Origin of the sequence: Mammaliicoccus stepanovicii, assembly GCF_002902525.1 — a bacterium.
In the GTDB taxonomy this organism is placed as follows: domain Bacteria; phylum Bacillota; class Bacilli; order Staphylococcales; family Staphylococcaceae; genus Mammaliicoccus; species Mammaliicoccus stepanovicii.
This window is the reverse complement of sequence record NZ_PPQZ01000102.1, coordinates 30,452-55,762: the sequence shown is the minus strand read 5'-3', so window position 1 is coordinate 55,762 and position 25,311 is coordinate 30,452. Positions and strand designations below refer to the sequence as shown.

The window sequence follows — 25,311 nt, the reverse complement described above, 5'->3', positions numbered from 1 at the left end:
AGAGGAGAGATGACATGTTAGATTATAAAACTGTCGGATTGACGAAAGAGGATTTAAAAGAAATTTATAAATGGATGTTTTTAGGTAGAAAAATAGATGAAAGAATGTGGCTATTAAATAGGGCAGGGAAATTACCTTTTGTTATTAGTTGTCAAGGACAAGAAGCAACACAGATTGGTACATATTATGCTCTTGAGAAAGAGGATATTCTATCTCCATACTACAGAGATTTAGCTTTAGTAACTGCAAGAGGTATATCTGCAGAAGAATCTATGTTAGCAGCATTTGCTAAACAAGGTGACACTTCAAGCGGTGGAAAACAAATGCCTTCTCATTTTAGCAAAAAAGAAATCGGTATTTTAACGCAAGGTTCTTGTGTAACAACACAAGTGTTACATGCTGTTGGTGCAAGTTTATCTTTAAAAATGGATGGCAAAAAAAGCATTGCCCTTGCTACACTTGGTGAAGGAAGCACGAGTCAAGGAGATTTCCATGAGGCTATGAATTTTGCTGGCGTTCATAAATTACCGTTTATTTGTATCATTGAAAATAATAAATATGCTATTTCAGTACCAAGTCATTTGCAATATGCAACAGATGATTTATCAGTTAGAGCACAAGGATATGGTGCATTTGGTGAACAAGTAGATGGAAATGATCCAATCGCTGTTTATGAGGCTGTTAAGCGCGCTCGTGAAAGAGCAATCAATGGTGAAGGCCCTACATTGATAGAAGCATTGTGTAGTAGACTAACACCGCATTCATCAGACGATGATGATAATTATCGTCCAGCTGAAGAAATGAAATTAGAAAAAGAAAATGACTGCAATATTAAATTTAAGGAATATTTAGTTGAGCATGAAATAGCAAATGAAACTTGGTTTGCAGAATTAGAAAATGAAGTTAAACAAGAAATTAATACAGCAACGAAAAATGCTGAAAAAGCTCCATACCCATTACCAGAAGAAACATTAACACATGTTTATGATCAAGGAGGCGAATCAAATGCCTAAATTATCTTATCTTGATGCGATCAATCAAGCTATGGACCAAGCGATGAATAAAGATGACAGTGTATTTGTAATAGGTGAAGATGTAGGTTTAAAAGGTGGCGTATTCGGAGCTACTAAAAACTTACACAGTAAATATGGTGAAGGTAGAGTAATAGATTCACCACTAGCAGAATCTAATATTGTGGGGGCATCAATAGGTGCCGCAATGCTTGGAAAAAGACCTGTCGCTGAAATTCAATTTGCAGAGTATATATTACCGGCAACGAATCAAATCATTAATGAAGCAGCGAAAGTGAGATACAGATCCAATAACGACTGGGATTGTCCACTAACGATAAGAAGTCCTTTCGGTGGAGGGATTCATGGTGCTTTATATCATTCACAAAGTATCGAGAGTATTTTTTGTTCGACACCTGGATTAAGAGTCGTGATTCCTTCAAATCCATATGACGCAAAAGGATTGCTGCTTGCAGCAATTGAAGATAATGATCCTGTATTATATTTTGAACATAAGAAAGCGTATAGACTTCTAAAGGAAGAAGTTCCTGAAGAATATTATACTGTTCCATTAGATAAAGCAGATGTTAAACGTGAAGGTACAGACATTACAGTGTTTACTTATGGATTATGTGTCAATTATGCATTACAAGCAGCTGAAATATTAGCAACGGATGATATTGACGTTGAAGTCGTCGATTTAAGATCATTATATCCATTGGATAAAGAAACAATTATTGAACGTGCTAAGAAGACTGGAAAAGTATTATTAGTCACAGAAGATAATTTAGAAGGAAGCGTCATGAGTGAAGTATCAGCTATAATCGCAGAACATTGCTTGTTTGATTTAGATGCGCCAATTGCTAGATTAGCTGGACCAGATGTTCCTGCTATGCCATTCTCACCGCCGATGGAAGACTTCTTTATGATGAACCCAGAGAAAATCGAACAAAAAATGAGAGCTTTAGCTGAATTTTAGGAGGGTAAAACATGGACGTAAAAATGCCGAAACTCGGTGAAAGTGTACATGAAGGCACAATAGAACAATGGTTAGTTAAACCAGGTGATAAGATTGAAGAATATGATGCACTTTGTGAGGTTATTACTGATAAGGTTACAGCTGAAGTACCTTCTACTTTTACTGGAACAATTAAAGAAATCGTCGTTGCAGCAGGTGAAACTGTTGATGTAGGTACGGTCATTTGTAAAATGGACGTTGAAGGTGAAACTGATTCAAGTGATAATCAAGAAGATACAAACGAAACAGCGACTACCTCTCAAACTGGCGTATCTCAAGAAGAAAATAATACTGTTCAAACACCTCAATCAAACGGACGTAAAAACAATGGTCAATATTCGCCAGTCGTATTTAAATTGGCAAGTGAAAATGGTATTGACCTTGAAAATGTTACGGGTACAGGGAATCTTGGACGTGTAACTAAAAAAGATATCCTTCGTGCAATGGAAGAAGGAACATCGAATGATAATGTAATCAAAGAAGATAGCGACATAGCAACTCTTTCTAAATCATCAGATGCTGAACAAGTAGTTCAAAGTAATCCAAATATTACAGGAGATTCAATACCTGTTAATGGCGTTAGAAAAGCGATTGCTAATAAAATGGTTCAAAGCGTAACTGAAATCCCACATGCTTGGATGATGGTTGAAGTAGATGCGACGGATTTAGTTAAAACGAGACAACATCATAAAACTGCATTTAAGAAGAGTGAAGGATATAATTTAACTTTCTTTGCATTTTTCGTTAAAGCAGTAGCGGAAGGCCTTAAAAAATATCCAATGTTAAATAGTACATGGACTGGTGACGAAATTAAAATTCATAAAGAAGTTAATATCTCAATTGCTGTTGCAAGCGAAGATAAACTTTATGTTCCAGTCATTAAAAATGCAGATGATAAATCTATTAAAGGTATTGCGAAAGAAATAAATGATCTAGCAACTAGAGGAAGACAGCATAAATTAACATCACAAGACATGCAAGGTGGAACATTTACAGTGAATAATACAGGTTCATTTGGCTCTGTGTCATCGATGGGTATTATTAATCATCCACAGGCAGCTATATTACAAGTTGAATCAATTGTAAAAAGACCTATAGTAGTAAATGATATGATAGGTATACGTGATATGGTGAATTTATCACTTTCAATTGATCATAGAATTCTTGATGGACAACTAGCTGGAGAGTTCTTGAAATTTGTGAAAGAAAGACTTCAAAGTATGACAATTGAAAACACTTCAATTTATTAATAACCGCTTCTCATTGTTTTAAAATTAAATCTCCTGTAAAATAGTATTATCTACTATTACAGGAGGCTTTTTTTATGGAAATGGATTTTAATTTATATATGAACGACGTAGTAAACTCAGCTAGAAACGAAATAGAAAATGCAGGTTATAAGCAGCTAACAACTAAAGAAGAAGTAAATGAAACATTCAATAAACCAGGTACAACTTTCGTTATGGTAAACTCTGTTTGTGGATGTGCTGGTGGAATTGCTAGACCAGCTGCACAACATGCATTACATTATGATAAATTACCTGATCAGTTAGTAACGGTTTTTGCAGGCCAAGATAAAGAAGCTACAGAAACTGCTAGAGATTACTTTGAAGGGTATCCACCATCAAGCCCTGCATTTGCTTTCCTTAAAGATGGAAAAATTGTAAAAATGATAGAAAGACATGAAATTGAAGGTCATGATCCTATGAGTGTTATCACAAACATTCAAGCGTTATTCGAAGAACATTGTGACAACATTTAAAGGACTGAACTTTAATGATGCGTATAAGACCATATAAAATAGGTTATAGAACGTTAAAAACTGCCTTAGGGATGACAATTGCTGTCATCCTTTCTAAATTAATAGGATTAGATAACTATGCTTCTAGTGCAATATTAGTAGTGCTTTGTGTTAAAGATACAAGAGTACATTCTATGGAAGCAGCAATATATAGATTTTTAGCATGTTTGATGGCCATTTTAATGGCATCATCAGCATTTATATTATTTGGACATAATCCTTTAATTTTAGGAATAATGGTTCTGTTATTTATACCCCTTACGGTGACATTTGGTATCCAAGAAGGTATTGTAACGAGTTGTGTTATTATATTACATTTATTTTTGGCAAAAGCAATTGATTTTGATTTAATCATTAACGAAGTCTTATTGTTAATTGTTGGTATAGGAATTGCTTTACTCATGAATATGTTTATGCCAAGTTTAGATAATAAATTAAATCAATATAAACGTATGATTGAAGATGATTTTATATTAATAACATTTATATTTAGTGAATGCTTACTACATCCAAATAAACCGATAAATTGTCCTTCGTTTGATGAAGTTGCGAACAAGATAGAGAATGCTAAATCATTTGCATTTAGAGAAGTGAAAAATCATTTTGTCAGAAATGAAAATTCTTACTATCATTATTTTGATATGCGTGAAGAACAGCTTACGTTATTAATTAGAATGAAAAAATTAATAGAATCTATGCAACAAACCGGGCATGCGCATTATTTATGTAGTAAATTGCTATTAGACGTTTCACAAAATGTACAAAGTAATGATTATTCACTTATAAGGCTCCATGATTTATATGAAATTAAATTAAAACTTAAAAATATAGACTTACCAAAAACACACGAACAACTTGAAAGCATAGCATCCGTATTTCAATTGTTAAATGAAGTTGAAGAATATTTATTAATCAAATCACAATTTGGAAGTTTAGTTAAAGATAAAAAAACAAAGCACTGATCATTTATATGGTCAGTGCTTTGTTTTGAAATTACTTTATGAAAGTAAGAATGGTAAAATGCCAGATAATATCATGGATGCAACAATTGCAACTAGCATCACAATGATGATTATTTTGCGGACTTTCTTGTTTAACATATGAACCCTCTCTTTGAACAATAATTTTGTATATATTTATCAACTATTATACACTAGATTATGAGAGATTTAAATAAATGAAACGAGGGACTTATATGATTAACGAAGAGCGTTTGATTAATACTTTTATAGAATTAGTAAAAGTTGATTCTGAATCAAAAAACGAAAGAAATATTGCTGATTTATTAATACAAAAATTTTCTGAATTAGGAGTACAAGTTAAAGAAGACGATTCTGCTTCACAAACAGGTTATGGAGCAGGAAACTTAATATGTACATTAGAAGGTCAAGATACTACGAAAACACCAATCTATTTTACTAGCCATATGGATACTGTAACACCAGGAAATAATATTCAACCTGAAATACGTGAGGATGGATATATTTATTCTAACGGTGAAACAATATTAGGTTCTGATGATAAAGCAGGATTAGCAGCTATCATAGAGGCTATTCAAGTAATGAAAGAAGACAATATCAGCCATGGAGATATTCAGTTTATCATTACAGTTGGAGAAGAAACTGGTCTAGTTGGTGCTAAGGCATTAAACCCAGAAGATATTAAAGCTAAATTCGGTTATGCAATTGATGGACCAGGTAAAGTAGGTACAACAGTTGTTGCTGCACCAACACAAGCTAAAATAGAAACGATAATTAAAGGAAAAACAGCACATGCTGGTTTAGAGCCAGAAAAAGGCGTATCAGCTATTAACATCGCTGCTAAAGCAATAAGTCATATGAGTTTAGGTAGAATAGACGAAGAAACGACTGCTAACATCGGTAGATTTGAAGGAGGTACTGCAACAAACATAGTAAGTGACCATGTTTATATCCTTGCAGAAGCACGTTCTTTAAATGACGACAAGATGGCAAAACAAGTTTCACATATGAAAGAAGCATTTGAAAAAACAGCAGAAGAATATAATTGTACGGCTGAAGTAAACGTTCAAGTAATGTACCCAAGCTTCAATTTAAGTTCTGAAGATGAAGTTGTACAATTAGCTGTTAAAGCATCAGAAAAAATCGGAAGAGCAGCAGACTTAGTTAAACTAGGTGGCGGATCTGATGGAAATATTATAAGTGGTTTTGGAATTCCAACTGTCGTGTTAGGTGTAGGGTATGAATATATACACACTAAAAATGAACGTATGCCTATTGTAGAATTAAATAAAATAACCGAACAAATTATAGCTATTTCAGAATTAGCATAATTTATAAGATGTAAACGTATTCATTTGTAATTTCAATAAAATAGCTTCTTAATTAGAAGGATATTAATAAGAAATGTGTTAAAATGAACTAGAAAATGATAAAAAGTGAGGTTAATTTCATGACACAACAAATAGGTGTAGTAGGTTTAGCTGTAATGGGTAAAAACTTGGCTTGGAATATCGAATCACGAGGATACTCAGTATCAGTATATAACCGTTCTAAAGAAAAAGTAGACCTAATGGTTGAAGAATCTAAAGGCAAAAATATACATCCAAATTATTCAATCGAAGAATTTGTGAATTCTTTAGAAAAACCACGTAAAATTTTACTTATGGTTAAAGCTGGAGAAGCAACAGATAAGACAATTGATAGTTTATTACCATTACTTGATAAAGGTGATATTCTAATTGATGGTGGTAATACAAACTATTTAGATACGATTCGTAGAAATCAATATTTAGACGAAAGTGGAATAAACTTCATCGGTACAGGTGTATCTGGCGGTGAGGAAGGTGCTTTAACAGGTCCTTCAATCATGCCAGGTGGACAGAAACATGCATACGAATTAGTAGCACCAATCTTAGAAAGTATATCAGCTAAAGCAAAAGATGGCGCACCATGTGTAACTTATGTTGGTCCAGGTGGAGCAGGTCATTACGTTAAAATGGTACACAATGGTATTGAATATGCAGACATGCAATTGATAGCTGAAAGTTACGATTTAATGAAGCGTGTATTAGGTATGGATCATACTGAAATTGCTGAAACATTTAAATCATGGAACACTGGTGAATTAGAAAGTTATTTAATCGAAATCACTGGAGACATCTTCAACAAGCTAGATGAAGACGGCACACCATTAGTTGAAAAAATTATGGATAAAGCTGGTCAAAAAGGAACTGGTAAATGGACATCAATAAATGCACTTGATTTAGGAGTACCATTAACTATTATTACAGAATCAGTGTTTGCTAGATTTATTTCTTCATATAAAGATGAAAGAACTGTAGCAAGCAAGACATTTAATCCTGAAGTAACACAATTTGATGGTGATAAAGAAGCTTTCTTAGAACAAATTAGACAAGCATTATACATGAGTAAAATTTGTAGTTATGCACAAGGATTTGCTCAAATGAAAACTGCAAGTGAAGTTAATGAATGGAATCTTAAATTAGGCGAATTAGCTATGATTTGGAGAGAAGGGTGTATTATACGTGCACAATTCTTACAAAAAATCAAAGATGCTTATGACAATGATAAGAACTTAACTAATCTGTTATTAGATCCTTATTTCAAAGATATCGTGAGCAACTACCAAGGTTCATTAAGAGAAGTTGCAGCTACAGCAATTAAAGCTGGAATAGCTACACCAGGATTTTCATCTGCAATCAATTATTTCGATAGTTATCGTTCAGAAAACTTACCAGCGAATTTAATTCAAGCACAACGTGATTATTTCGGTGCACATACTTATGAGCGTAAAGACAAAGAAGGTATTTTCCATACAGAGTGGGCAAAATAATATATCAAAAAAGCACAACTTGCATATTAACAAGTTGTGCTTTTTTACTTGGTTTATAAGTGTTTTAGGATTAATCAATACCTTTGAAATCTATCGGCATCCAAAGCTGTACTTTAGTCGTTTCTTGATCGAAACTTATATCAAGTGGATATACCTCTACATAGAAGTCATCATGTACATATGGCATCTTTAATTGCCATTGGTTTTCTATATGATGCCATGCTTCACTTACAACGAAATCTAATTCTCCTTGTAAGTTAAAAGTTGCGAAGTGGTGTCGTGGTAAGTAATAATTATCTAGATGACCTGGATAACGATTACTAGGTACGCCAACAAATACTTCTAATCCATCTAACAATGGTCTTCTTATTACAAATAATTGATTTGGTTTTTCATCATTATATTTAATAAAGTCTTCTATATAATTATTTTCAATCAACATTTCTAATAAATCAGGAATTAAAAAATGATTATCTAGTTCATTTGAATGATAATGATGATTTTTACCTACTAAATTAAGTTCATCTTTATATTGTAATGTGTAATTTAATGGTTCTGTTTCTGTAGCAGTTAATTTAATAGATACTCTTTTTTTAATTTTTAACATGGATTGATGTGTTTTCGTTTGTAGTGGACTAATTCCATGATAATTACTGTAATCATGTGCAAATGAATTTGCATCATTGTATCCATATTTAAGTGCGATATCAATGATCCTTGTATGTCCATTTAATATATCTTGTGCTGCTTCCGTCATCCTTCTTGCAGTTTGATATTCGGATGGCGTCATACCAATTATCATGGTAAATGTTTGATTCAAATGAAAAGGGGATTGTTCTACATATTCACTTAGTGTTTGAAGGTCTACTGTATTTAGTAGATTATCTTCTATGTAAACAATCACTCTTTGTAGTACTTTAATTACTTCCAATGTTCAGTCACTCCTGTAGGTAGAAAGATTAGTTAATATCGTCCCACCATTTAAATCCGTCAACTGACAACAGTAATTGACTCTTAATAGGTCCATTTGTGCCAGCTCTATAATTAGGGAATGGTGCTTTATCATCATCCCATACATTTTGAATGATATCCACATATTTCCATGTCGCTTTTAATTCTTCCCAATGTGTAAAGTTTGTCGAATCGCCTTTTAGACAATCATAAATTAAATTTTCATACGCATCTACAGTATTCATCTTGTCTTGAGCACTCATAGAATATGATAATTGCACAGGTTCTGTTTCAATACCTTGTACATGTTTTTTAGCATTTAAATGCAACGACAATCCTTCATTTGGTTGAATGTTAATAACGAGTAAATTAGATTCTAACTGATTATCTCTTTGATAATATAAGTTCATTGGGACTTCTTTAAATTCAACGATAACTTGGATACCTTTCTTCTTCATTCTTTTCCCAGTTCTAATGAAGAAAGGTACACCAGCCCATCTGAAATTATCAATTAAAAGTTTACCTGCAACAAATGTAGGTGTATTTGAATCTTCAGCTACTTTATCTTCTTCACGATAGCTCTTAACTTCTTCGCCTTCGATCTTACCGCGATCATATTGTCCTCTAACAAAATTCTGTTTAACTTCAGATTCATCTAGTGGTCTAATTGAGCGTAATACTTTTACTTTTTCATTTCTTACATCTTCGCTATTTAAACTGATAGGTGGTTCCATTGCTAGTAACGCGACCATTTGTAGCATATGGTTTTGGAACATATCCTTTAATGCACCGCTATTTTCATAGTATCCACCACGATCTTCAACACCTAAAATTTCAGATGAAGTAACTTGGACGTTAGAAATATATTTGTTATTCCATAGAGGTTCAAACATAGCGTTAGCAAATCTTAGTACTTCGATATTTTGTACCATGTCTTTACCTAAATAATGGTCTATACGGAAAATCTCTTCTTCTTTGAATGATCTTCTAATTTGTTTATTTAATTCTTCGGCAGACGCTAAGTCATTTCCGAAAGGTTTTTCAATGATTAGTCGTTTAAATCCTTTTGTCTTCGTTAATCCAGAAGATTTCAAGAAATCTGTCACAGTACCAAAAAATTGTGGTGCCATAGCTAAATAAAATAAACGGTTACCATCTAGTTTGAATTTAGAATCAAGATCTTCTGAAAACTCTAGCAAATCTTGGTAACTTGAAGCATCACTGACATCATGTGATTGATAAAAAACATGTTCCATAAATTCATCTAGTTTGTCTGTATCTTGGACATGTTTTTCTACTGAGGATTTAATTTCAGATCTAAATTTGTCAGTAGTCCAATCTCTTCTACCAACGCCTATAATTGCAATGTTCTCATTAAGTTGGTTTTGTTGATATAAATGGAAAATAGATGGGAATAGTTTACGATGACTTAAATCACCAGTAGCCCCAAATATTGTGATTAAACATGGGATGTTTTTAGTTTCCGTTGTCAAATTCATTACCTCGATTCTCTAACTTTTTCACTATTTTCAATATCATTTATTATAACATGATACTTCTTGATATTCTTTAATTTAAACTGTCATTTTCATAAAATGTAAATCCATCGAGGAAATAGGGATTAATTTTTTTATTTTGATAATTATATAAATTGAACGTGTTATAATAATTTCGTAAGGAGGAAGACGATGGAATTAACATTTTTAGGCACAAGTGCCGGCTTACCAACTAAAGAAAGAAATACGCAATCGATTGCCTTTAATTGCTTACCATATGAAAATCAAATTTGGTTATTTGATGTTGGTGAAGCAACTCAACATAGAGTACTTCATACTGGTATTAAATTAGGTAAAGTGAGTCATATATTTATAACCCATTTACATGGCGATCATATATTTGGTTTGCCGGGATTATTAACGAGTCGCTCTTTCCAAGGCGGTAAAGATAAACCGCTAACTATTATTGGACCAAAAGGAATCGCCAAATTTATAGAAACTGCTTTGGAGATTTCTCAATCAAATTTAAATTATCAAATGACAATAAACGAATTTGATACAGAAATCAATTTAAATATAAATGGATTTCACGTTCAAGCACTTCCACTTAAACATGGGATATTATCTGTAGGTTATAGGATTGAAGCACCTGATATTGAAGGGAAGTTAGATGTTGCTAAACTTAAAGCATTAGGTATGGAACCAGGACCACTTTATCAAAAAGTTAAAGCAGATGAAACATTTGAATATAATGGTCAAATTTACCAATCTAAAAACTTTAAAGGATCTAAACAAAAAGGAAAAGTCATTACGATATTTGGAGATACAATGATATGTGAAAATCAAGCAATATTAGCACATAATGCTGACCTAATTGTCCATGAGACAACATATATTGAAGGTGACAAACAGTTAGCCAATTCTTATCATCATAGTCATATAGATGATGTGCTTCAATTGATGAAGAATGCAAATGTAAAAAAAGGATTGTTTACACATCTTTCAAATCGATATGAATTAGAAGAAGTAAATGAAATTGAACATGATATACAACAAACAACAACACAAGACATAAAGTTTGTTAAAGATTATGATAATTTCCAAATATAATAAGAAGCCTCACCAAAGTGGTGTGGCTTCTTATTGTTTAATCATCTTCTGTTTCTGCAAGTTCGATACTTCTTTTAACTGCTGCATTTAAACAATCTAAGAATACAGCCTCTATATCGTGGTTACTTAAAGCATTTAAACCTGCTTGTGTCGTACCACCTTTAGATGTAATATTTTTTCTGAGTTGTTCCATTTTTAAATCAGATCGTTCTATCATTTTGCCTGTTCCTATTATAAGTTCTTTAATAGATTCTTCTACTTGAGATTTTTCGATACCTAGTTTAGTACCTGCATTTACGTATTGCTCAAATACATGGTATAAAAATGCAGGGCCACTGCCTGTAATTGCTGTAACTTGATGTAAATGATCTTCTTTCACTTCTAAGGCAGTACCAAATGCTTCAATTAGTGTAAGTACTTCTTGTTTCGAAGTAGGTCCAAAGTTTGTTGAAAAACTAATGCCTGTGACTGAATGGCCAACATGTGCATTTGTATTTGGCATAATTCTCGCTATTGGGTTATCCTTTTGTAGATTTTCTCTAATATAACTTATAGGAAGACCTGCCATTATCGATATAAACTTATTATTGTCATTAATATAAGGTCTTATTCTTTCAGCTAACTTCAGAAAGTCATAAGGCTTAGTACTTAAGAATACATAATCCGCATCTTTCAATAACTCAGCATCATCATAACTATAACTTACACCTAAAGCATCATGATAATCTTCAAGTGCTTCTTGATTTGATTTGTTTGTTAAATAAATATTTTCTGGCGCTACAGACTCACTATTAATAATGCCTGTAAAAATAGCATTTGCCATGTTTCCAGAACCGTAAAATACGATTTTCATATTGTATCACTCACTTCCGTATGATTTCATATTTAATTATAAAGAATTAAATCTTTATGTCAAAAAGGTTGTGAACATATTTCGTCATGAACGATGAAGATATGTTACATTAAATATATTAATTAAAGGGATGGATACATATGCTAGGTAAACATTATATCATTACAGGTGCAACCGGTTCTTTAGGTGAAAGTTTAATTCGTTCTTTAAATGAATGTGGAGCATTTGTGACTATTGTTGTACGAAATGAAGAAAAAGCAACACTACTACAAAACAAATACGCTAATATCATTGATGTCATATTATTGGATTTAAATTCTGAAATAAATCATAAATATGTAAGAGATAAACTGAGCGAACATGCTAAGTTTGATGGGATAATTAATAATGCGGGTTTAGGATATTTCAAGAGTAATGAACAACATTCTAACGCTGAAATCAAAGATATTTATAACACTAATCTAGTAAATCTGATTGAGTTGTTAAATATTGTTTTGCCATTCCTTAACCGACATGCATCTGTCGTTAATATTGCATCCATTTCAGGAAAAGTTACAACGCCATATGGTAGTCATTATGCTGCATCTAAAGCCGCACTTATAAGTTTTACTAATTCACTTAGACTTGAACGTGAAGATTTGCATATACTAACGATTAACCCAGGACCATTTAAATCTGAATTTCATACTAAAGCCGATCCGTCAGGAACTTTTCAACGATTAACTGAACAAATACAATTAGATGTGAATGATTTAGGAGATCAAATTGTAAAAGGCATCATTAAGAAGAAAATTGAAATTAATGAACCAAAGTGGATGGATTTAGGTCTAAGATTTTACCAATTAGCACCTAGAACAATAGAGAAGTTATTTAAAAAATCATTTTTAAGTAAAAAACTATAAATGGGTACAAATAAACAACCTAGGACTATTCATTTATGTCCTAGGTTGTTTACGTAGATTAACTATGATCTGGTGAGATTAAATTAAGTGATCTTTAAATTCTAAATTTTTAACTATAGAACGTGCATGATTCAATTGCTCATCTGTTAAGGGTTCATTGTAATGTTTTACGTTTGAAATAATTTGTTCTGGTGAGCTAGCACCTGTAATAATTGAGCCAAGGGCATCGAATGATTTTAAATAATTAAATGTTAACGTAGATAAACTTTCAAATGCTTGGTCTAATTTTTTGATTGTACTTTCCAAGTCATTACTATTGTAATCTAAGAAGCCATCTTTAAATTTATTATCAAGAACTGTTTGATGATTATCTGTTAATAAACCTTTAGAAACAGGGCCTCTCGCCAATATTTTTACGCCTTGTTCTTCGATTTTGTTTATAAGTGATTCTGGTCTATTATCTAATAGGCTAAATTGCATCATAATAGTTTCAATATTACTGTTATTCAAATAATAATCGATAACATTAGGTCTAATTGATGAAATGCCGTAAGCTTTAATTAATCCTTCTTCTTTAAGTCTTTCAAATGCTTCTATCGTTTCGTCTTTATTATCTTCAATAGTACCGCCATGCAACATATATAAATCAAGTTGTTCTAGGTTAAGTCTAAGAAGCGAGTCTTTTATGCTTGATATAATATGCTCTTTAGATGGATCCCAATACTTTTCTTTAGTTTCCTTATTAAAGTGATTACCAACTTTTGAACCAATAACAATATTGTGGTTCTGTTTATATTGTTTTAAAATTGTACCAAGTAATTTTTCATTTTCGCCAAAATCATATAAATCCGCAGTATCAAAGTAAGTAATACCTTGATTTATTGCTTCTTCAACGATAGGTTGAGCTTTATCAATATTAGTACCTAAACTCATGCATCCTAAACCGACTTCAGAAATCTCAAGTCCACTTTTTAATGTATTTTTTTGCATATTAAAGCTCCTTTCGCTACACTTTATATATTAAGTTTATCAGATAAATTATTAAAATGAAAAGAGGTACACTCAAGTGAAATTATCAGAAGATACAATATCAAAAGAAGTAATATATAAAGGTAAAATTATTAACCTTGAAAAACACAAAGTAAAACTTCCTAATGGTGAAACGAGTGAAAGGGAAATCGTACTACATAATGGTGCAGTTTCGATACTCGCATTAACACCTAATAATGAAGTCATAGTTGTTGAACAATTTAGAAAAGCTTTAGAACATACATTAATAGAAATTCCAGCAGGTAAACTTGAAGTTGGTGAAAAAAGAGAAAGTGCTGCGATTAGAGAATTAGAAGAAGAAACTGGATATTATACTGAAGATTTAACACTAATTGGTGAAGTATATGGCTGTCCAGGTTTTGCAAATGAGAAAATAAGTATCTACTTCGCTAATAATTTGAAAGAAGGAAAAGCGGATTTAGACGAAGATGAATTTTTAAATATCAAGAAATTAAGTATTGATGAGGTAAAGAGACGCGTTTCTTCTGGGCACATTGAAGATGCAAAAACATTAATCGCATTTCAATATTTATTGCTAAATTATAATCATTCTAAATAAAGGAGCATTTCTTCTTGCTTTTTAATAAAAATATTGGTATTTTAGTATACGAATAAGTTTCTAATTAAGAATGAGTTTTATTTGAGGAAGTAGGTGTCAACTTGGAAGAACGTATACAAAGAGTAAAAGAACAATTACACAAAGCTTCTTATAAATTAACGCCACAAAGAGAAGCGACGGTAAGAGTGTTACTTGAGAATGAATCTGATCATTTAAGTGCTGAAGATGTTTATCTTAAAGTTAAAGACAAGGCACCTGAGATAGGCTTAGCGACTGTTTATCGTACACTTGAATTATTAGCAGAATTGAAAGTTGTAGACAAAATCAACTTCGGAGACGGTGTTGCACGATTTGATTTAAGAAAAGAAGGTGCAAAACACTTTCATCACCACATGGTTTGTATGGAATGTGGCACAGTTGATGAAATAGAAGAAGATTTATTAGACGATGTAGAAAAGCGTGTTGAAAGAGAATTTAATTTTAAAATTTTAGACCATCGATTAACATTTCATGGAATTTGTCATAGATGCCGTGAGGAATAAGATATTCAAAATAGACTTTACTAAATGAAGTTTTATACTAATTTTAGTGATGTCTTTTTTTATGGTAAAATATGATTAATAATGAGGTGATTTTTTGCAGCAAATAATAAATGAATTTATAGATTTTATAAGGCTAGAAAAAGGTCTAAGTCCAAATACGATTCAATCATATAATCGAGATTTAAAACAATATAACGAATACCTTACAGAACAGAAAGTGAGTCATATAGATAATGTTGATCGCATCGTAATTCAAAAATATTTTGCTCATCTTAAAAAGGAAGGAAAGTCATCCAAATCTATTGCCAGATTAGCTGCAACGATTAGGAGCTTTCATCAATTTGCGATTAGAGAAAAATACGCTGTTAAAGATCCAACAATTCTAATTGAAACACCTAAATACGAGCAAAAATTACCTGACGTTTTAAGTGAAGATGAAGTGAATCAGCTATTAACATTTTCACATATTACGAATTATCGGGACGAGCGAGACCGCGTCATGTTGGAGTTGCTATATGGGACAGGCGTACGCGTATCGGAATTAATCCAACTTAAAGTTGAAGATGTCAATTTGACGATGGGATTTGTTCGAGTATTTGGAAAAGGAAATAAAGAAAGAATCGTACCTTTAGGTGAACAGTTAATGAATATATTACGTCATTATATTCAAGAAGTAAGACCAAACTTATTAAAGAAAGAAGTAACTGATGTATTGTTTTTGAATGCCAGAGGTGGCAGTCTTTCGAGACAAGGTTTTTGGAAAATTTTAAAGAAAATAGGGTTAGAAAAAGGTATCACGAAAACGTTAACTCCGCATACTTTAAGACATTCGTTTGCGACACATTTACTAGAAAATGGTGCTGACTTAAGAGCAGTACAAGAAATGTTAGGTCATTCGGATATATCAACAACCCAGCTATACACACATATCTCTAGAAAACAAATTAGAGACATGTATATGAATTATCATCCAAGAGCAAAGAAGGAGCATTACAATGAATAACAAAAAACAGAATAACGAAAAAAACAAATATAAAACACTTGCGTTTTTAGTAACGTTTATCATTTTATGGGGATTGGCTTACTGGTTATTTATTGCTTAGAATGTCGAATATGATATGCGTGTTTACGACTTTCTATCACTTCAGTACGGTCTCTCATTAAATGATGATGTTTAATATAGTCTGAAACATCCAAACTATAATTGAATTCGAAATCAGCATATGTCGTTTCTAAAGCTTGTAAACAAGAAATTGTTAAAGGCAGTTGAATGTTTTCGTATTTTTGACCATCAAGAATTCGCATAATTTGAGTATTTATAATTGTTATAAATTGCATCTTTTCAATGCCTAAGTGGTTGAAATCGTGGTTATTCTCTGCAATTTGTAATGCTTTCTTATAAGTTTTGTGTGCGCCTACTAAATTATCACGTCTGTAGTGGTAACAAGCAGTTGAGAATAATATCAAACTTACTATTGCATCATTCTTTGAATAAGTATCTTGAGCTTTCCAGTGATCTTCTAATATGTCGTGGCATTCAAAATAATGCCTTAATACATGAAAATGATAATGGAATTCCATAATATTTGTATTCATCGTAATCCCTCACAATATAGAATCTTAATACGTAAACATGTTATAATAAATCCAAGGTTTATGCACGCAAAAGGAAAAGAAAAGAGGAAGTCTTAAATGTATGAAGTAAAACTTGATGCCTTTGAAGGACCTTTAGACTTATTACTTCATTTAATACAAAAATATGAAATAGATATTTATGATATACCAATGAAGTCACTAACAGAGCAATATTTAAGTTATATCCATCAAATGAAGATACTTGAAATTAATGTTGCAAGTGAATATTTAGTCATGGCCGCTGAATTACTAATGATAAAAAGTAAATTATTACTACCAACTCAGCCAGCCGAAATTGATGAATTCGAAGACGATCCTAGGGAAGATTTAGTGAGGCAATTAATAGAATATCAAAACTATAAAGAATATGCTTCCCTACTTAATACTAAAAAAATTGAAAGAGAGCAATTGTTTGTAAAAAAACCTGCAGATTTATCTAAATTTGAAGAAGTTTATGACAAGCGAGCACCGTTAGATTTAAATTTGACAGACTTGATAATAGCATATCAACGTACTAAGAAACGACAAAAATTTAACCAACCTCAAAAAGTGACCGTCAATGAAGATTCATATACGATAGAAATGGCAACAAACAATATACATACCCAATTAGTAAACCAATCAAGTTATCGTTTTTTCGAAACGTTACCAAATGATTTATCGACGAACGTGTTGGTTACACTATTTTTAGCAATTTTAGAAATGATGAAATTAAGACAAATTGATGTCTTTCAAAAACATCAATTCGGTGAAATAATTATAAATCGAGGCGTAAATTATGTCAGTGAGTAAATTAGGATTATTAGAAGGATTGTTATATTCTTTAGGTGATGAAGGGATTGAAGTTAATCAATTATGTGATTTACTAGAAGTAACACCTACACAGCTTAAAGCGTTAGCAAGTGAATATGAAAGAGAAACGTTGCAAATTATTTTTTATGGTAACAATTGCATATTAACAGCTAAACCGATAATGCACCCATATTTAGAGCAATTAATGATAGATAATATGAATACGAAATTATCACAAGCTGCACTAGAAACATTATCTATCATTGCGTATAATCAACCTGTAACGAGAAGCGATATTGAAATAATTAGAGGCGTTAATTCCGACGCATCTGTCAAAACATTAATTGCTAAAGGTGTTGTAGAATCCAAACATAATGAACAATCAAGAAGTCAGTTACTTTATACGACTGATTACTTTTTAAATGTATTTGGACTTTCATCATTAGACGATTTACCAAAATCAACAAACGAAGAAAATGAACAAGAAGAAATGGATTTGTTTTTTAGTAGCATGAATGAAAAACAAAATGAGGAGCATGAATAATGAGCGAAGAATTAGATAGATTACAAAAAGTTATTGCAAAGAGCGGGCATACATCACGTAGAAAAGCCGAGAAATTAATCGAAGAAGGTAAAGTATACGTCAATCAAAAGCAAGTAACAGAACTTGGAACTAAAGTTAGAGAATCAGATTATATTGTTGTGGAAGGTATACCTTTAGAAATGCCAAACAAATTATATATTCTCTTCCATAAACCGACTAAAGTTATTACGAGTGTGTCAGATGATAAAGGAAGAACAGTTGTAACAGATTTCTTCAAAGATATAAAGACAAGAATTTTCCCAGTTGGACGACTTGATTATGACACTTCTGGATTACTCATTTTAACGAATGATGGGGAATTTACGAACTTAATGACACATCCAAAGTATAAAATCCAAAAGAAATATGTAGCTAAATTAAAAGGCTATTTATTGCGTGAAGAAGTAAAACAACTTGAAAAAGGTATCAAATTAGAAGACGGATTGACTCAACCAGCAATTGTTAAAGTTAAAAGTCAAGATCGCGAAAGAAATGTAACGCATGTAGAAATCACGATAACTGAAGGAAGAAATCGACAAGTAAGAAGAATGTTTAGCCACTTTGGTCACGAAGTTGTGAAATTATCACGTGTTGAATACGGCCCTTTAAACTTAAAAGGATTAAATGCAGGTCAAGGTAGAACATTATCACCACATGAAATTAAAGTCATGAGACACTTAGCTCAAGACGGCAAATAAATTGCAAACGTTCACAATTATGCCACTAAACTGATTTTTAGTCATGATATACTAAACAAAACACCATAACATAGCAAATGTATGGTTTTTTTATTGTGTTAAGGAGGATTATGCATGAAGAAAAAGAATAAGACTATTTTACAAATAGTTATTACTGTCGTCATTTTATTTGCTATTATTTTTGTCGTGTGGTCTAGTCTTACAAAAGATAAAGACAAAGTTGCACAAGTTGGTGACGATGCACCACTGTTTGAACTTGAAACAGTTGATGGTAAGAAAATTAATCTTGAAGATTTGAAGGGTAAAGGCGTATTAATTAATTTTTGGGGGACTTGGTGTGAACCTTGTAAACGAGAAATGCCAGAATTAGAAAGACAATATCAGACATATAAACATAAAGGCGTTGAAGTTGTTGCAATTCATGTTAGAAATAATCCTCAACAAATAAAACAATATTTAAGTTCACTGGACAAATCACCAACTTTTACCGTTGCTATGGACAATGATAATTTAGTTACAGATGCGTATGGCGTTAATCCATTACCAACTACAATTACAGTTGATAAAGATGGTAAAGTAAAAGCTAAACACACCGGTGAATTATCTAAGAAACAAATTATAGAACAAATGGAATCAGTTAAAGTGAAATAGGGGGGATTTAAGATGAGCAACAAACAAATCGTTTGTGAGTGCGGGTTCAAAAATCCTGAAGGTACTCAACTTTGTTTGAATTGTGGTCGATTAATAAATGACGACTATGATAAGAAAAAAACAACTGATGTCATGAGATATGACGGTCAGGCTATTCGTTCAAAAACTAAAAATAAAACATTACTAGACCGTATTTGGAATTTCTTTGCTTCAATTAAAACAGGGGTAACGTTGTTAATCATAACTGTTATTGCTGCTTCAATTGGAACGATATTCCCTCAACAGTACTTTATTCCTATGAATGTTAACCCTGAACAATATTACTTTGAACATTACGGTTCATTAGGGTTGTTATATTATAAATTAGGTTTCCATAATTTATATAGTTCATGGTGGTTCTTAATATTACTAGGTTTAGTAGCATTTTCAATTATTACATCTAGTATTGATAGAGGCGTTCCGTTACATAAATCTTTAAGAAACCAAAGAACTAAGAAACATGATTCTTTCTTCAAAAGACAACGACTGTTCATGTCATCTGAAGATAAAGTTGATTTAGATGCATTAGGCAAATCATTTAAGGCAAAACGGTATAAAGTAAAACGTGAAGGTGACAATTTATTATTAGAAAAAGGTCGTTTATCAAGATACGGGCCATATATTAATCATACGGGCTTAATTATATTATTAATAGGTGCTATGTTAAGATTCATACCTGGTTTTTATTTAGACGAAATGGTATACGTCAAAGAAGGCGAAACTAAACCAGTTCCTGGCACGGATAGAGAGTATTATATTAAAAATAATGATTTTATTTTTGAAGAATATGATGAAAAATCTCAATCGAACACAAATCCAGAATCTATTGATCCAAGCATGAACAAAATAGCAAAGAACTATGAAACAAAAGCAACTTTATATAAGAACAGTCAACAAGATGTTATTGGTTCAAGTGCAAATTTAAAAGAAGTTGCGCATAAGTCTATTAAAGTAAACAAACCGCTAACATATGAAAACTTACAATTTTATCAAAGTAGTTTTGATAATTCACTTCTGAAGGATATGACATTTAATTTAAAAACTAAAGATGGAGACAAGGTTGGTAATCCATTTACAGTCAATCTTGAAAACCCTAAGAAGAAATACAATGTTGGAAATGGCTATACTATTAATTTAAGAAGTTATGCACCAGATTATGAAAAAATCGAAAACGGTGTTTTAGCTACAAAATCACCAAATCCAAACAATCCTGCTTTCGTTTTTGAAGTCACTAAAAAAGGCGAAAAACCTGAATTTAGTTTTCTAAGAATAAAAGACTCACAAGATATTTCTAAAAATAATAAAATGGAAGTTAAATTTGCTAATGCTACAAATCAATGGGCTACAGTACTTGCAGTCAAAAAAGATTTAACTTTACCTATATTATTTACTGGATTTATTATTTTCTTACTAGGTTTAGCAGTAGGATCATATATTAATCATAGAAGAATATGGATTAATACAAATGATGGTAAATTTAATATTGCTGGTCATACGAATAAAAACTACTACGGATTTAGTAAGGAAATAAACCAAATTTTAGACAAGCATAATATTCAACATATCGTTGATACAAAAAAAGATATTCACGAAAGTAAGGAGGCAAACAATGGATAAGGATTTAATATTAAACATAAGTAATATAACTTTGTATTCAGCATTTATCATATATTTAATTGCTATGGTACCTTTTTCTTTTTCAGTAAAAGCAACAAAGAAACGTGCCGAAAAAATTGGTGTTACTTTAACTGTTTTTGGATTCATTCTACAGATAACATATTTTATCACAAGATGGATTGCTGCAGGTCATGCACCAGTTAGTAATATGTATGAATTTTTAACAATGTTTGGAATCATGATGGTTGGCGGATTTTTAGTAATTTATTCATTATATAAATTACCGCTATTGGCATTGTTCGTTCTTCCAATTGCAATGTTACTCATTGCATATGCAAGTATGTTCTCAAGAGATGTTTCGCCATTAATTCCAGCACTACAATCGAGTTGGTTAGCTATACATGTCATCACGGTTACCATTTCATACGGAATTCTTTCAATTAGCTGTGTTGCCGGTTTAATTTATTTATTGGCAGCAGTTAGTCCGAGTGAAAAAACGATACATAGTTTCTTTGTTGAAGTGATTATGTACTTTGTCGTGATTATAATAGGTTTTATATTAACTACTGTTATTATGAAAGATGTTGTTGGTTATGATGATACGTATTTCTTTATAGATAAAAATGATAACAATTCAGTTCAACATTATCACTTACCAGCATTTGTCACTCAACAAGATAGTATACTAGTAAACCACGTTAAAGGTAGTGATTATGAACCAACTAAGAGAAATGATATATTAAGTTGGAGTAAAATCGAATTACCACCTGTTCTAAACGCACAGAAATTCAATACAGTGATATGGTCGATCGTTATTGGAACGGTATTATATGGTATACTGAGGTTAATATTTAAAGGTAAAACTTTATTTAGTTTGATTAAACCATTGACTAAACGTGTTAATTTATCTCTGATGGATGAAATAGGTTATCGTTCAGTTATTATTGGTTTCCCATTATTTGCTTTAGGCGGCATTTTATTTGCAAGTATTTGGGCACAAATGGCATGGAGTAGATATTGGGGATGGGATCCTAAAGAAGTTTGGGCACTCATTACATTCCTATATTATGCTATTTTTCTACACTTAAGGTTAGGTAAAGGATGGGAAGGTCGTAAGTCAGCCTGGTTAGCTGTTGGTGGACTTGGTATTATCCTTTTCAATGTAATCGCCGTTAACTTAATCGTATCCGGATTACACTCATATGCTTAAAAATTGCTTGAAAGGAGTTAAGCGATAATGACAGATCGTATTTTAGTTGTAGATGATGAAGATAGAATTCGTAAATTAGTTACAATGTATCTCCAAAGAGAAGGTTATGAAACTGATGAAGCCGAAAACGGTCAAATAGCTTTAGATAAAGCATTAAATGAAAATTATGACTGTATTTTGTTGGACTTAATGTTACCTAAGATGGATGGAATAGAAGTATGTAAGAAATTAAGAGAAACGAAATCAACTCCTATTATTATGCTTACAGCTAAAGGTGAAGAAAATAATAGAGTAGAAGGTTTTGAGTCAGGTGCAGATGACTATATCGTGAAACCATTTTCACCTAGAGAAGTTGTGTTAAGAGTTAAAGCACTTTTAAGACGCACAACGAGTAACATGACGATTAGTCAAACTAATACCGCTAAAGATATGATTGTATTTGAAAATCTAGTAATTGATAATGACGCACATAGAGTTTTGGCGGATCATAAAGAAGTTAATTTAACACCAAAAGAGTATGAGCTATTATTGTACTTAGCAAAATCACCAGACAAAGTATTCGACCGTGAACAACTCCTAAAAGAAGTTTGGCATTATGAATTTTACGGAGATTTAAGAACGGTAGATACACATGTTAAAAGGTTACGTGAAAAGCTAAATAGAGTTTCTGAAGAAGCAGCGCAAATGATTCATACAGTATGGGGCGTTGGTTATAAATTTGAGGTTCCAGAATAATGAACCGGTTAAATAGTGTTGTTGTAAAACTGTGGTTATCTATTATTTTAATAGTAACGACAGTTTTACTTTTATTAAGTGGATTCTTAATTACTTTCATGCAATCTTATAATACTTCTAATACTGGTGAAGATTTATATAAAAATGCTGCTAAAATAGAACGACTATTGCTCAACTCTCATGAAAAAAATTCTGTCATTGACTATGCCAGAGAATTAATAGAAGATCCTGCAGGTTTAATTATTATACGAAATAAACACGATTTAAACGCACATTCAGATGATCCTTTAAAAGAGGTCATGATTGAGGAGATTAGAAGGAATCATGCATTTGATAAAGTATTTAAAGATGATACACATGTTTTAAAAGAAATTAATTTGACAGTTAATGGCGATAAACACCGTTATATATTATTAGGTTATCCATCACAGGCATTTAACAACAATAATTCTGGCATATTCATATTCCAAGATGTTAATTCTATTAAAGAAACACAAAAAGTGATTACGCTTAGTATACTTATTGCTGCCATTATATTATTAATTGTGAGTACCGTTTTTGCATTCTTTCTTTCGAATCGAATTACGAAACCACTTATACAACTTAAGCAAGCAGCATTTAAAGTGGCTAAAGGACAATATAATGAAAAAGTACCTGTCTATTCGCGTGATGAAATTGGCGAACTTGGTTTAGCATTTAATAAAATGAGTAAAGATATTAGGAAGAATATAGATGATGTTAATTCTAAGAATAATATTCAAGAAAAGTTAATTAACTCGATGATTGATGGTGTAGTCGGCATTAATGCTAATAATGAAGTCATATTATCAAACTCAAAAGCGGATACGTTTTTAAATGAAGTTAAAGAATATGACAATATCACACTTTCTCATCAAAGAAATGCAACTTTTAAAGAAAAAAATACTAAGTTTTATGAATATGAAGTTGGACATAAATATTATGTAGTTATTTCAACTTATATTGATAGTATTCAAAATGATGGCTCTTCAGGTATCGTTGTAATTATTAGAGATATGACAGAAGAACATCACATGGATCAAATGAAGAAAGATTTTATTGCAAGTGTGTCACATGAATTACGAACACCTATTTCAATGCTACAAGGTTATACAGAAGCAATAGTTGATGGGGTTGTAACAGAGAAGAAAGACGTTGATGATTTTCTATATATTGTTTTAGATGAATCTAAACGACTCAGTAGACTTGTAAATGAATTGTTAGAAGTAGCTAAAATGGATGCCGAAGGTATTAAAGTAACCATCGCTCAATTTGATTTAGATGCATTCATTAAGAAAATCGAGACTAAATTCAAAACACAAACGATTGAAAATGGTTTACATTTATCTATAGTGAATTCAGGTAAATCAAATAACTGGAATGGTGATATCGATAGAATTGAACAAGTCCTGACTAATTTAATTGATAATGCAATAAGATATACACATAAAGATGATCAAATCGAAGTTATTTTTGATGATAGTCATACGACATATAATTCTATTATCGTTAGAGATACTGGTGTAGGTATTGCCAAAGAACATCTAGAACAAATCTTTAATAGGTTTTATAAAGTAGATCAATCCAGAACAAGAGGTAAGAATGGTACTGGTTTAGGACTATTCATCGTTCAAAAAATAATCGACTCACATGAAGGAACAATTTCCGTAAATAGTGTCGTAGGTGAAGGTACAACATTTTTCATTACTTTGCCAAAATAAAAATATTTTGAGTTTATTTGATGAATTAGCCAATGTATTATGCTAAGATATTATTCGAATCATAAAATTAAATAAAATTCATCTTCGGGGTTTGGTGAAATTCCATACCGGCGGTTATAGCCCGCGACCTAGTATATTTTGAATATATACTGGCTGACTTAGTGGAAATCTAAGGCCGACAGTTAAAGTCTGGATGGGAGAAGATGGAGGAAATTAATCTAGTTAGTCTAGGTTTATTTAACGATTACTTTTCCTCCTATTCTTACGAGATGGATAGGAGGAGTCTGTATGAGTAATCATAACAAAACAAAGCGATTACTTACGGTTAGTATGTTAATCGCAATCAGCTTTATTTTAATGTTTTTAAAATTTCCTTTACCACTAATTCCGCCGTATTTAACGATGGACTTTAGTGATATTCCTGTACTGATTGCTACATTTGCTTTTGGACCGGTTTCAGGAATTCTAGTCGCATTATTTAAAAAT

At 31.8% G+C, this 25,311-nt stretch carries 26 protein-coding genes, 1 pseudogene and 1 riboswitch; of the genes and pseudogenes, 21 read left to right on the top strand and 6 right to left on the bottom strand.

Annotated features, from left to right (window positions below):
* Positions 1 to 14: 14 nt before the first annotated feature.
* The 5 genes from CD111_RS10550 (at position 15) to CD111_RS10530 (ending at position 4,791) form a co-directional block, all read left to right on the top strand.
* Entirely contained in the window at positions 15 to 1,013 is a 999-nt protein-coding gene (locus CD111_RS10550) for a thiamine pyrophosphate-dependent dehydrogenase E1 component subunit alpha (RefSeq protein ID WP_095087877.1), read from the top strand.
* A complete protein-coding gene (locus CD111_RS10545) occupies positions 1,006 to 1,989 on the top strand; it encodes an alpha-ketoacid dehydrogenase subunit beta (RefSeq protein WP_095087878.1) in 984 nt (327 codons plus the stop codon). Before CD111_RS10550 ends, CD111_RS10545 begins: the two co-directional genes overlap by 8 nt.
* 11 nt (positions 1,990 to 2,000) lie before the next feature.
* Positions 2,001 to 3,278, top strand: coding sequence for a dihydrolipoamide acetyltransferase family protein (locus CD111_RS10540; protein ID WP_095087880.1), 1,278 nt, complete (start codon positions 2,001 to 2,003; stop codon positions 3,276 to 3,278).
* Positions 3,279 to 3,352: 74 nt separating this feature from the next.
* Positions 3,353 to 3,790 (top strand): BrxA/BrxB family bacilliredoxin, encoded by a 438-nt coding sequence (locus CD111_RS10535; RefSeq protein WP_095087882.1) that lies wholly within the window; start codon positions 3,353 to 3,355, stop codon positions 3,788 to 3,790.
* Between the two features lie 14 nt (positions 3,791 to 3,804).
* Positions 3,805 to 4,791 (top strand): aromatic acid exporter family protein, encoded by a 987-nt coding sequence (locus CD111_RS10530; RefSeq protein ID WP_095087884.1) that lies wholly within the window; start codon positions 3,805 to 3,807, stop codon positions 4,789 to 4,791.
* Positions 4,792 to 4,827: 36 nt separating this feature from the next.
* On the opposite strand, the gene prli42 is transcribed toward CD111_RS10530, so the two are convergent.
* Positions 4,828 to 4,929 carry a stressosome-associated protein Prli42 gene (prli42, locus tag CD111_RS12555; protein WP_158245698.1) on the bottom strand — a complete coding sequence of 34 codons (102 nt, stop codon included), beginning with the start codon at positions 4,927 to 4,929 and terminating at the stop codon, positions 4,828 to 4,830.
* A gap of 95 nt (positions 4,930 to 5,024) precedes the next feature.
* Here prli42 and CD111_RS10525 point away from each other — a divergent pair, with 95 nt between their 5' ends.
* Together CD111_RS10525 and gndA are read left to right on the top strand one after the other, a co-directional pair.
* The gene (locus CD111_RS10525; RefSeq protein ID WP_095087886.1) at positions 5,025 to 6,140 is read left to right on the top strand and encodes a M20/M25/M40 family metallo-hydrolase; all 1,116 of its coding nucleotides are present in this window, start codon (positions 5,025 to 5,027) and stop codon (positions 6,138 to 6,140) included.
* Positions 6,141 to 6,259: 119 nt separating this feature from the next.
* Positions 6,260 to 7,663, top strand: coding sequence for an NADP-dependent phosphogluconate dehydrogenase (gndA, locus tag CD111_RS10520; protein WP_095087888.1), 1,404 nt, complete (start codon positions 6,260 to 6,262; stop codon positions 7,661 to 7,663).
* 70 nt (positions 7,664 to 7,733) lie between these two features.
* On the opposite strand, the gene CD111_RS10515 is transcribed toward gndA, so the two are convergent.
* Together CD111_RS10515 and zwf are read right to left on the bottom strand one after the other, a co-directional pair.
* A complete protein-coding gene (locus CD111_RS10515; RefSeq protein ID WP_095087890.1) occupies positions 7,734 to 8,594 on the bottom strand; it encodes a helix-turn-helix domain-containing protein in 861 nt (286 codons plus the stop codon).
* A 28-nt stretch (positions 8,595 to 8,622) separates the two neighbouring features.
* Positions 8,623 to 10,113 carry a glucose-6-phosphate dehydrogenase gene (gene zwf, locus CD111_RS10510; RefSeq protein ID WP_371868702.1) on the bottom strand — a complete coding sequence of 497 codons (1,491 nt, stop codon included), beginning with the start codon at positions 10,111 to 10,113 and terminating at the stop codon, positions 8,623 to 8,625.
* 189 nt (positions 10,114 to 10,302) lie between these two features.
* Here zwf and rnz point away from each other — a divergent pair, with 189 nt between their 5' ends.
* Positions 10,303 to 11,220, top strand: coding sequence for a ribonuclease Z (rnz, locus tag CD111_RS10505; protein WP_095087892.1), 918 nt, complete (start codon positions 10,303 to 10,305; stop codon positions 11,218 to 11,220).
* A 37-nt stretch (positions 11,221 to 11,257) separates the two neighbouring features.
* On the opposite strand, the gene proC is transcribed toward rnz, so the two are convergent.
* A complete protein-coding gene (proC, locus tag CD111_RS10500; RefSeq protein WP_095087894.1) occupies positions 11,258 to 12,073 on the bottom strand; it encodes a pyrroline-5-carboxylate reductase in 816 nt (271 codons plus the stop codon).
* A 140-nt stretch (positions 12,074 to 12,213) separates the two neighbouring features.
* Between proC and CD111_RS10495 the strand changes: the two genes are divergently transcribed.
* Positions 12,214 to 12,975 carry an SDR family NAD(P)-dependent oxidoreductase gene (locus tag CD111_RS10495; protein ID WP_095087896.1) on the top strand — a complete coding sequence of 254 codons (762 nt, stop codon included), beginning with the start codon at positions 12,214 to 12,216 and terminating at the stop codon, positions 12,973 to 12,975.
* Between the two features lie 78 nt (positions 12,976 to 13,053).
* On the opposite strand, the gene CD111_RS10490 is transcribed toward CD111_RS10495, so the two are convergent.
* On the bottom strand, positions 13,054 to 13,965 hold the full coding sequence (locus tag CD111_RS10490; protein ID WP_095087898.1) for an aldo/keto reductase: 912 nt from the start codon (positions 13,963 to 13,965) through the stop codon (positions 13,054 to 13,056).
* Between the two features lie 76 nt (positions 13,966 to 14,041).
* Here CD111_RS10490 and CD111_RS10485 point away from each other — a divergent pair, with 76 nt between their 5' ends.
* The 3 genes from CD111_RS10485 to xerD all read left to right on the top strand — a co-directional run bounded on the left by CD111_RS10485 (position 14,042) and on the right by xerD (position 16,129).
* Positions 14,042 to 14,584 (top strand): NUDIX hydrolase, encoded by a 543-nt coding sequence (locus tag CD111_RS10485; RefSeq protein WP_095087900.1) that lies wholly within the window; start codon positions 14,042 to 14,044, stop codon positions 14,582 to 14,584.
* Between the two features lie 101 nt (positions 14,585 to 14,685).
* Positions 14,686 to 15,126, top strand: a complete 441-nt coding sequence (gene fur, locus CD111_RS10480) for a ferric iron uptake transcriptional regulator (protein WP_095087902.1) — start codon at positions 14,686 to 14,688, stop codon at positions 15,124 to 15,126.
* Positions 15,127 to 15,220: 94 nt separating this feature from the next.
* Complete coding sequence (xerD, locus tag CD111_RS10475) at positions 15,221 to 16,129, top strand: site-specific tyrosine recombinase XerD (RefSeq protein WP_095087904.1); 909 nt, start codon at positions 15,221 to 15,223, stop codon at positions 16,127 to 16,129.
* An 89-nt stretch (positions 16,130 to 16,218) separates the two neighbouring features.
* Here the strand turns inward: xerD and CD111_RS10470 are convergent, their stop codons facing one another.
* On the bottom strand, positions 16,219 to 16,722 hold the full coding sequence (locus CD111_RS10470; RefSeq protein WP_095087906.1) for a DUF309 domain-containing protein: 504 nt from the start codon (positions 16,720 to 16,722) through the stop codon (positions 16,219 to 16,221).
* 96 nt (positions 16,723 to 16,818) lie between these two features.
* Between CD111_RS10470 and CD111_RS10465 the strand changes: the two genes are divergently transcribed.
* The 9 genes and pseudogenes from CD111_RS10465 to CD111_RS12785 all read left to right on the top strand — a co-directional run.
* Complete coding sequence (locus tag CD111_RS10465) at positions 16,819 to 17,553, top strand: segregation and condensation protein A (RefSeq protein ID WP_095087908.1); 735 nt, start codon at positions 16,819 to 16,821, stop codon at positions 17,551 to 17,553.
* Positions 17,540 to 18,097 carry an SMC-Scp complex subunit ScpB gene (gene scpB, locus CD111_RS10460; RefSeq protein WP_095087910.1) on the top strand — a complete coding sequence of 186 codons (558 nt, stop codon included), beginning with the start codon at positions 17,540 to 17,542 and terminating at the stop codon, positions 18,095 to 18,097. The genes CD111_RS10465 and scpB overlap by 14 nt, the downstream gene beginning before the upstream one ends.
* Positions 18,097 to 18,834, top strand: a complete 738-nt coding sequence (locus CD111_RS10455; protein WP_095087912.1) for a pseudouridine synthase — start codon at positions 18,097 to 18,099, stop codon at positions 18,832 to 18,834. Before scpB ends, CD111_RS10455 begins: the two co-directional genes overlap by 1 nt.
* A 114-nt stretch (positions 18,835 to 18,948) precedes the next feature.
* Entirely contained in the window at positions 18,949 to 19,485 is a 537-nt protein-coding gene (gene resA / locus CD111_RS10450; RefSeq protein ID WP_095087914.1) for a thiol-disulfide oxidoreductase ResA, read from the top strand.
* Between the two features lie 12 nt (positions 19,486 to 19,497).
* Positions 19,498 to 21,141: a cytochrome c biogenesis protein ResB gene (gene resB / locus CD111_RS10445; RefSeq protein ID WP_095087916.1), complete on the top strand. Its 1,644-nt coding sequence runs from the start codon at positions 19,498 to 19,500 to the stop codon at positions 21,139 to 21,141.
* Positions 21,134 to 22,351: a c-type cytochrome biogenesis protein CcsB gene (ccsB, locus tag CD111_RS10440; RefSeq protein ID WP_095087918.1), complete on the top strand. Its 1,218-nt coding sequence runs from the start codon at positions 21,134 to 21,136 to the stop codon at positions 22,349 to 22,351. The genes resB and ccsB overlap by 8 nt, the downstream gene beginning before the upstream one ends.
* Before the next feature lie 27 nt (positions 22,352 to 22,378).
* Positions 22,379 to 23,102, top strand: a pseudogene (locus CD111_RS10435) (response regulator transcription factor).
* Positions 23,086 to 24,825 (top strand): ATP-binding protein, encoded by a 1,740-nt coding sequence (locus CD111_RS10430; protein WP_095087920.1) that lies wholly within the window; start codon positions 23,086 to 23,088, stop codon positions 24,823 to 24,825. Before CD111_RS10435 ends, CD111_RS10430 begins: the two are co-directional and overlap by 17 nt.
* 76 nt (positions 24,826 to 24,901) lie before the next feature.
* Positions 24,902 to 25,034, top strand: a riboswitch (FMN riboswitch).
* A gap of 79 nt (positions 25,035 to 25,113) precedes the next feature.
* The coding region (locus CD111_RS12785; protein ID WP_240610510.1) for an ECF transporter S component at positions 25,114 to 25,311 on the top strand (198 nt) is incomplete at its 3' end.

Coding starts and splice junctions, on each gene's coding strand:
- CD111_RS10550 (WP_095087877.1), top strand. CDS start 15: ATGTTAGATTATAAAACTGTCGGATTGACGAAAGAGGATTTAAAAGAA.
- CD111_RS10545 (WP_095087878.1), top strand. CDS start 1,006: ATGCCTAAATTATCTTATCTTGATGCGATCAATCAAGCTATGGACCAA.
- CD111_RS10540 (WP_095087880.1), top strand. CDS start 2,001: ATGGACGTAAAAATGCCGAAACTCGGTGAAAGTGTACATGAAGGCACA.
- CD111_RS10535 (WP_095087882.1), top strand. CDS start 3,353: ATGGAAATGGATTTTAATTTATATATGAACGACGTAGTAAACTCAGCT.
- CD111_RS10530 (WP_095087884.1), top strand. CDS start 3,805: ATGATGCGTATAAGACCATATAAAATAGGTTATAGAACGTTAAAAACT.
- prli42 (WP_158245698.1), bottom strand. CDS start 4,929: ATGTTAAACAAGAAAGTCCGCAAAATAATCATCATTGTGATGCTAGTT.
- CD111_RS10525 (WP_095087886.1), top strand. CDS start 5,025: ATGATTAACGAAGAGCGTTTGATTAATACTTTTATAGAATTAGTAAAA.
- gndA (WP_095087888.1), top strand. CDS start 6,260: ATGACACAACAAATAGGTGTAGTAGGTTTAGCTGTAATGGGTAAAAAC.
- zwf (WP_371868702.1), bottom strand. CDS start 10,113: ATGAATTTGACAACGGAAACTAAAAACATCCCATGTTTAATCACAATA.
- rnz (WP_095087892.1), top strand. CDS start 10,303: ATGGAATTAACATTTTTAGGCACAAGTGCCGGCTTACCAACTAAAGAA.
- proC (WP_095087894.1), bottom strand. CDS start 12,073: ATGAAAATCGTATTTTACGGTTCTGGAAACATGGCAAATGCTATTTTT.
- CD111_RS10495 (WP_095087896.1), top strand. CDS start 12,214: ATGCTAGGTAAACATTATATCATTACAGGTGCAACCGGTTCTTTAGGT.
- CD111_RS10490 (WP_095087898.1), bottom strand. CDS start 13,965: ATGCAAAAAAATACATTAAAAAGTGGACTTGAGATTTCTGAAGTCGGT.
- CD111_RS10470 (WP_095087906.1), bottom strand. CDS start 16,722: ATGAATACAAATATTATGGAATTCCATTATCATTTTCATGTATTAAGG.
- CD111_RS10465 (WP_095087908.1), top strand. CDS start 16,819: ATGTATGAAGTAAAACTTGATGCCTTTGAAGGACCTTTAGACTTATTA.
- scpB (WP_095087910.1), top strand. CDS start 17,540: ATGTCAGTGAGTAAATTAGGATTATTAGAAGGATTGTTATATTCTTTA.
- CD111_RS10455 (WP_095087912.1), top strand. CDS start 18,097: ATGAGCGAAGAATTAGATAGATTACAAAAAGTTATTGCAAAGAGCGGG.
- resA (WP_095087914.1), top strand. CDS start 18,949: ATGAAGAAAAAGAATAAGACTATTTTACAAATAGTTATTACTGTCGTC.
- resB (WP_095087916.1), top strand. CDS start 19,498: ATGAGCAACAAACAAATCGTTTGTGAGTGCGGGTTCAAAAATCCTGAA.
- ccsB (WP_095087918.1), top strand. CDS start 21,134: ATGGATAAGGATTTAATATTAAACATAAGTAATATAACTTTGTATTCA.
- CD111_RS10430 (WP_095087920.1), top strand. CDS start 23,086: ATGAACCGGTTAAATAGTGTTGTTGTAAAACTGTGGTTATCTATTATT.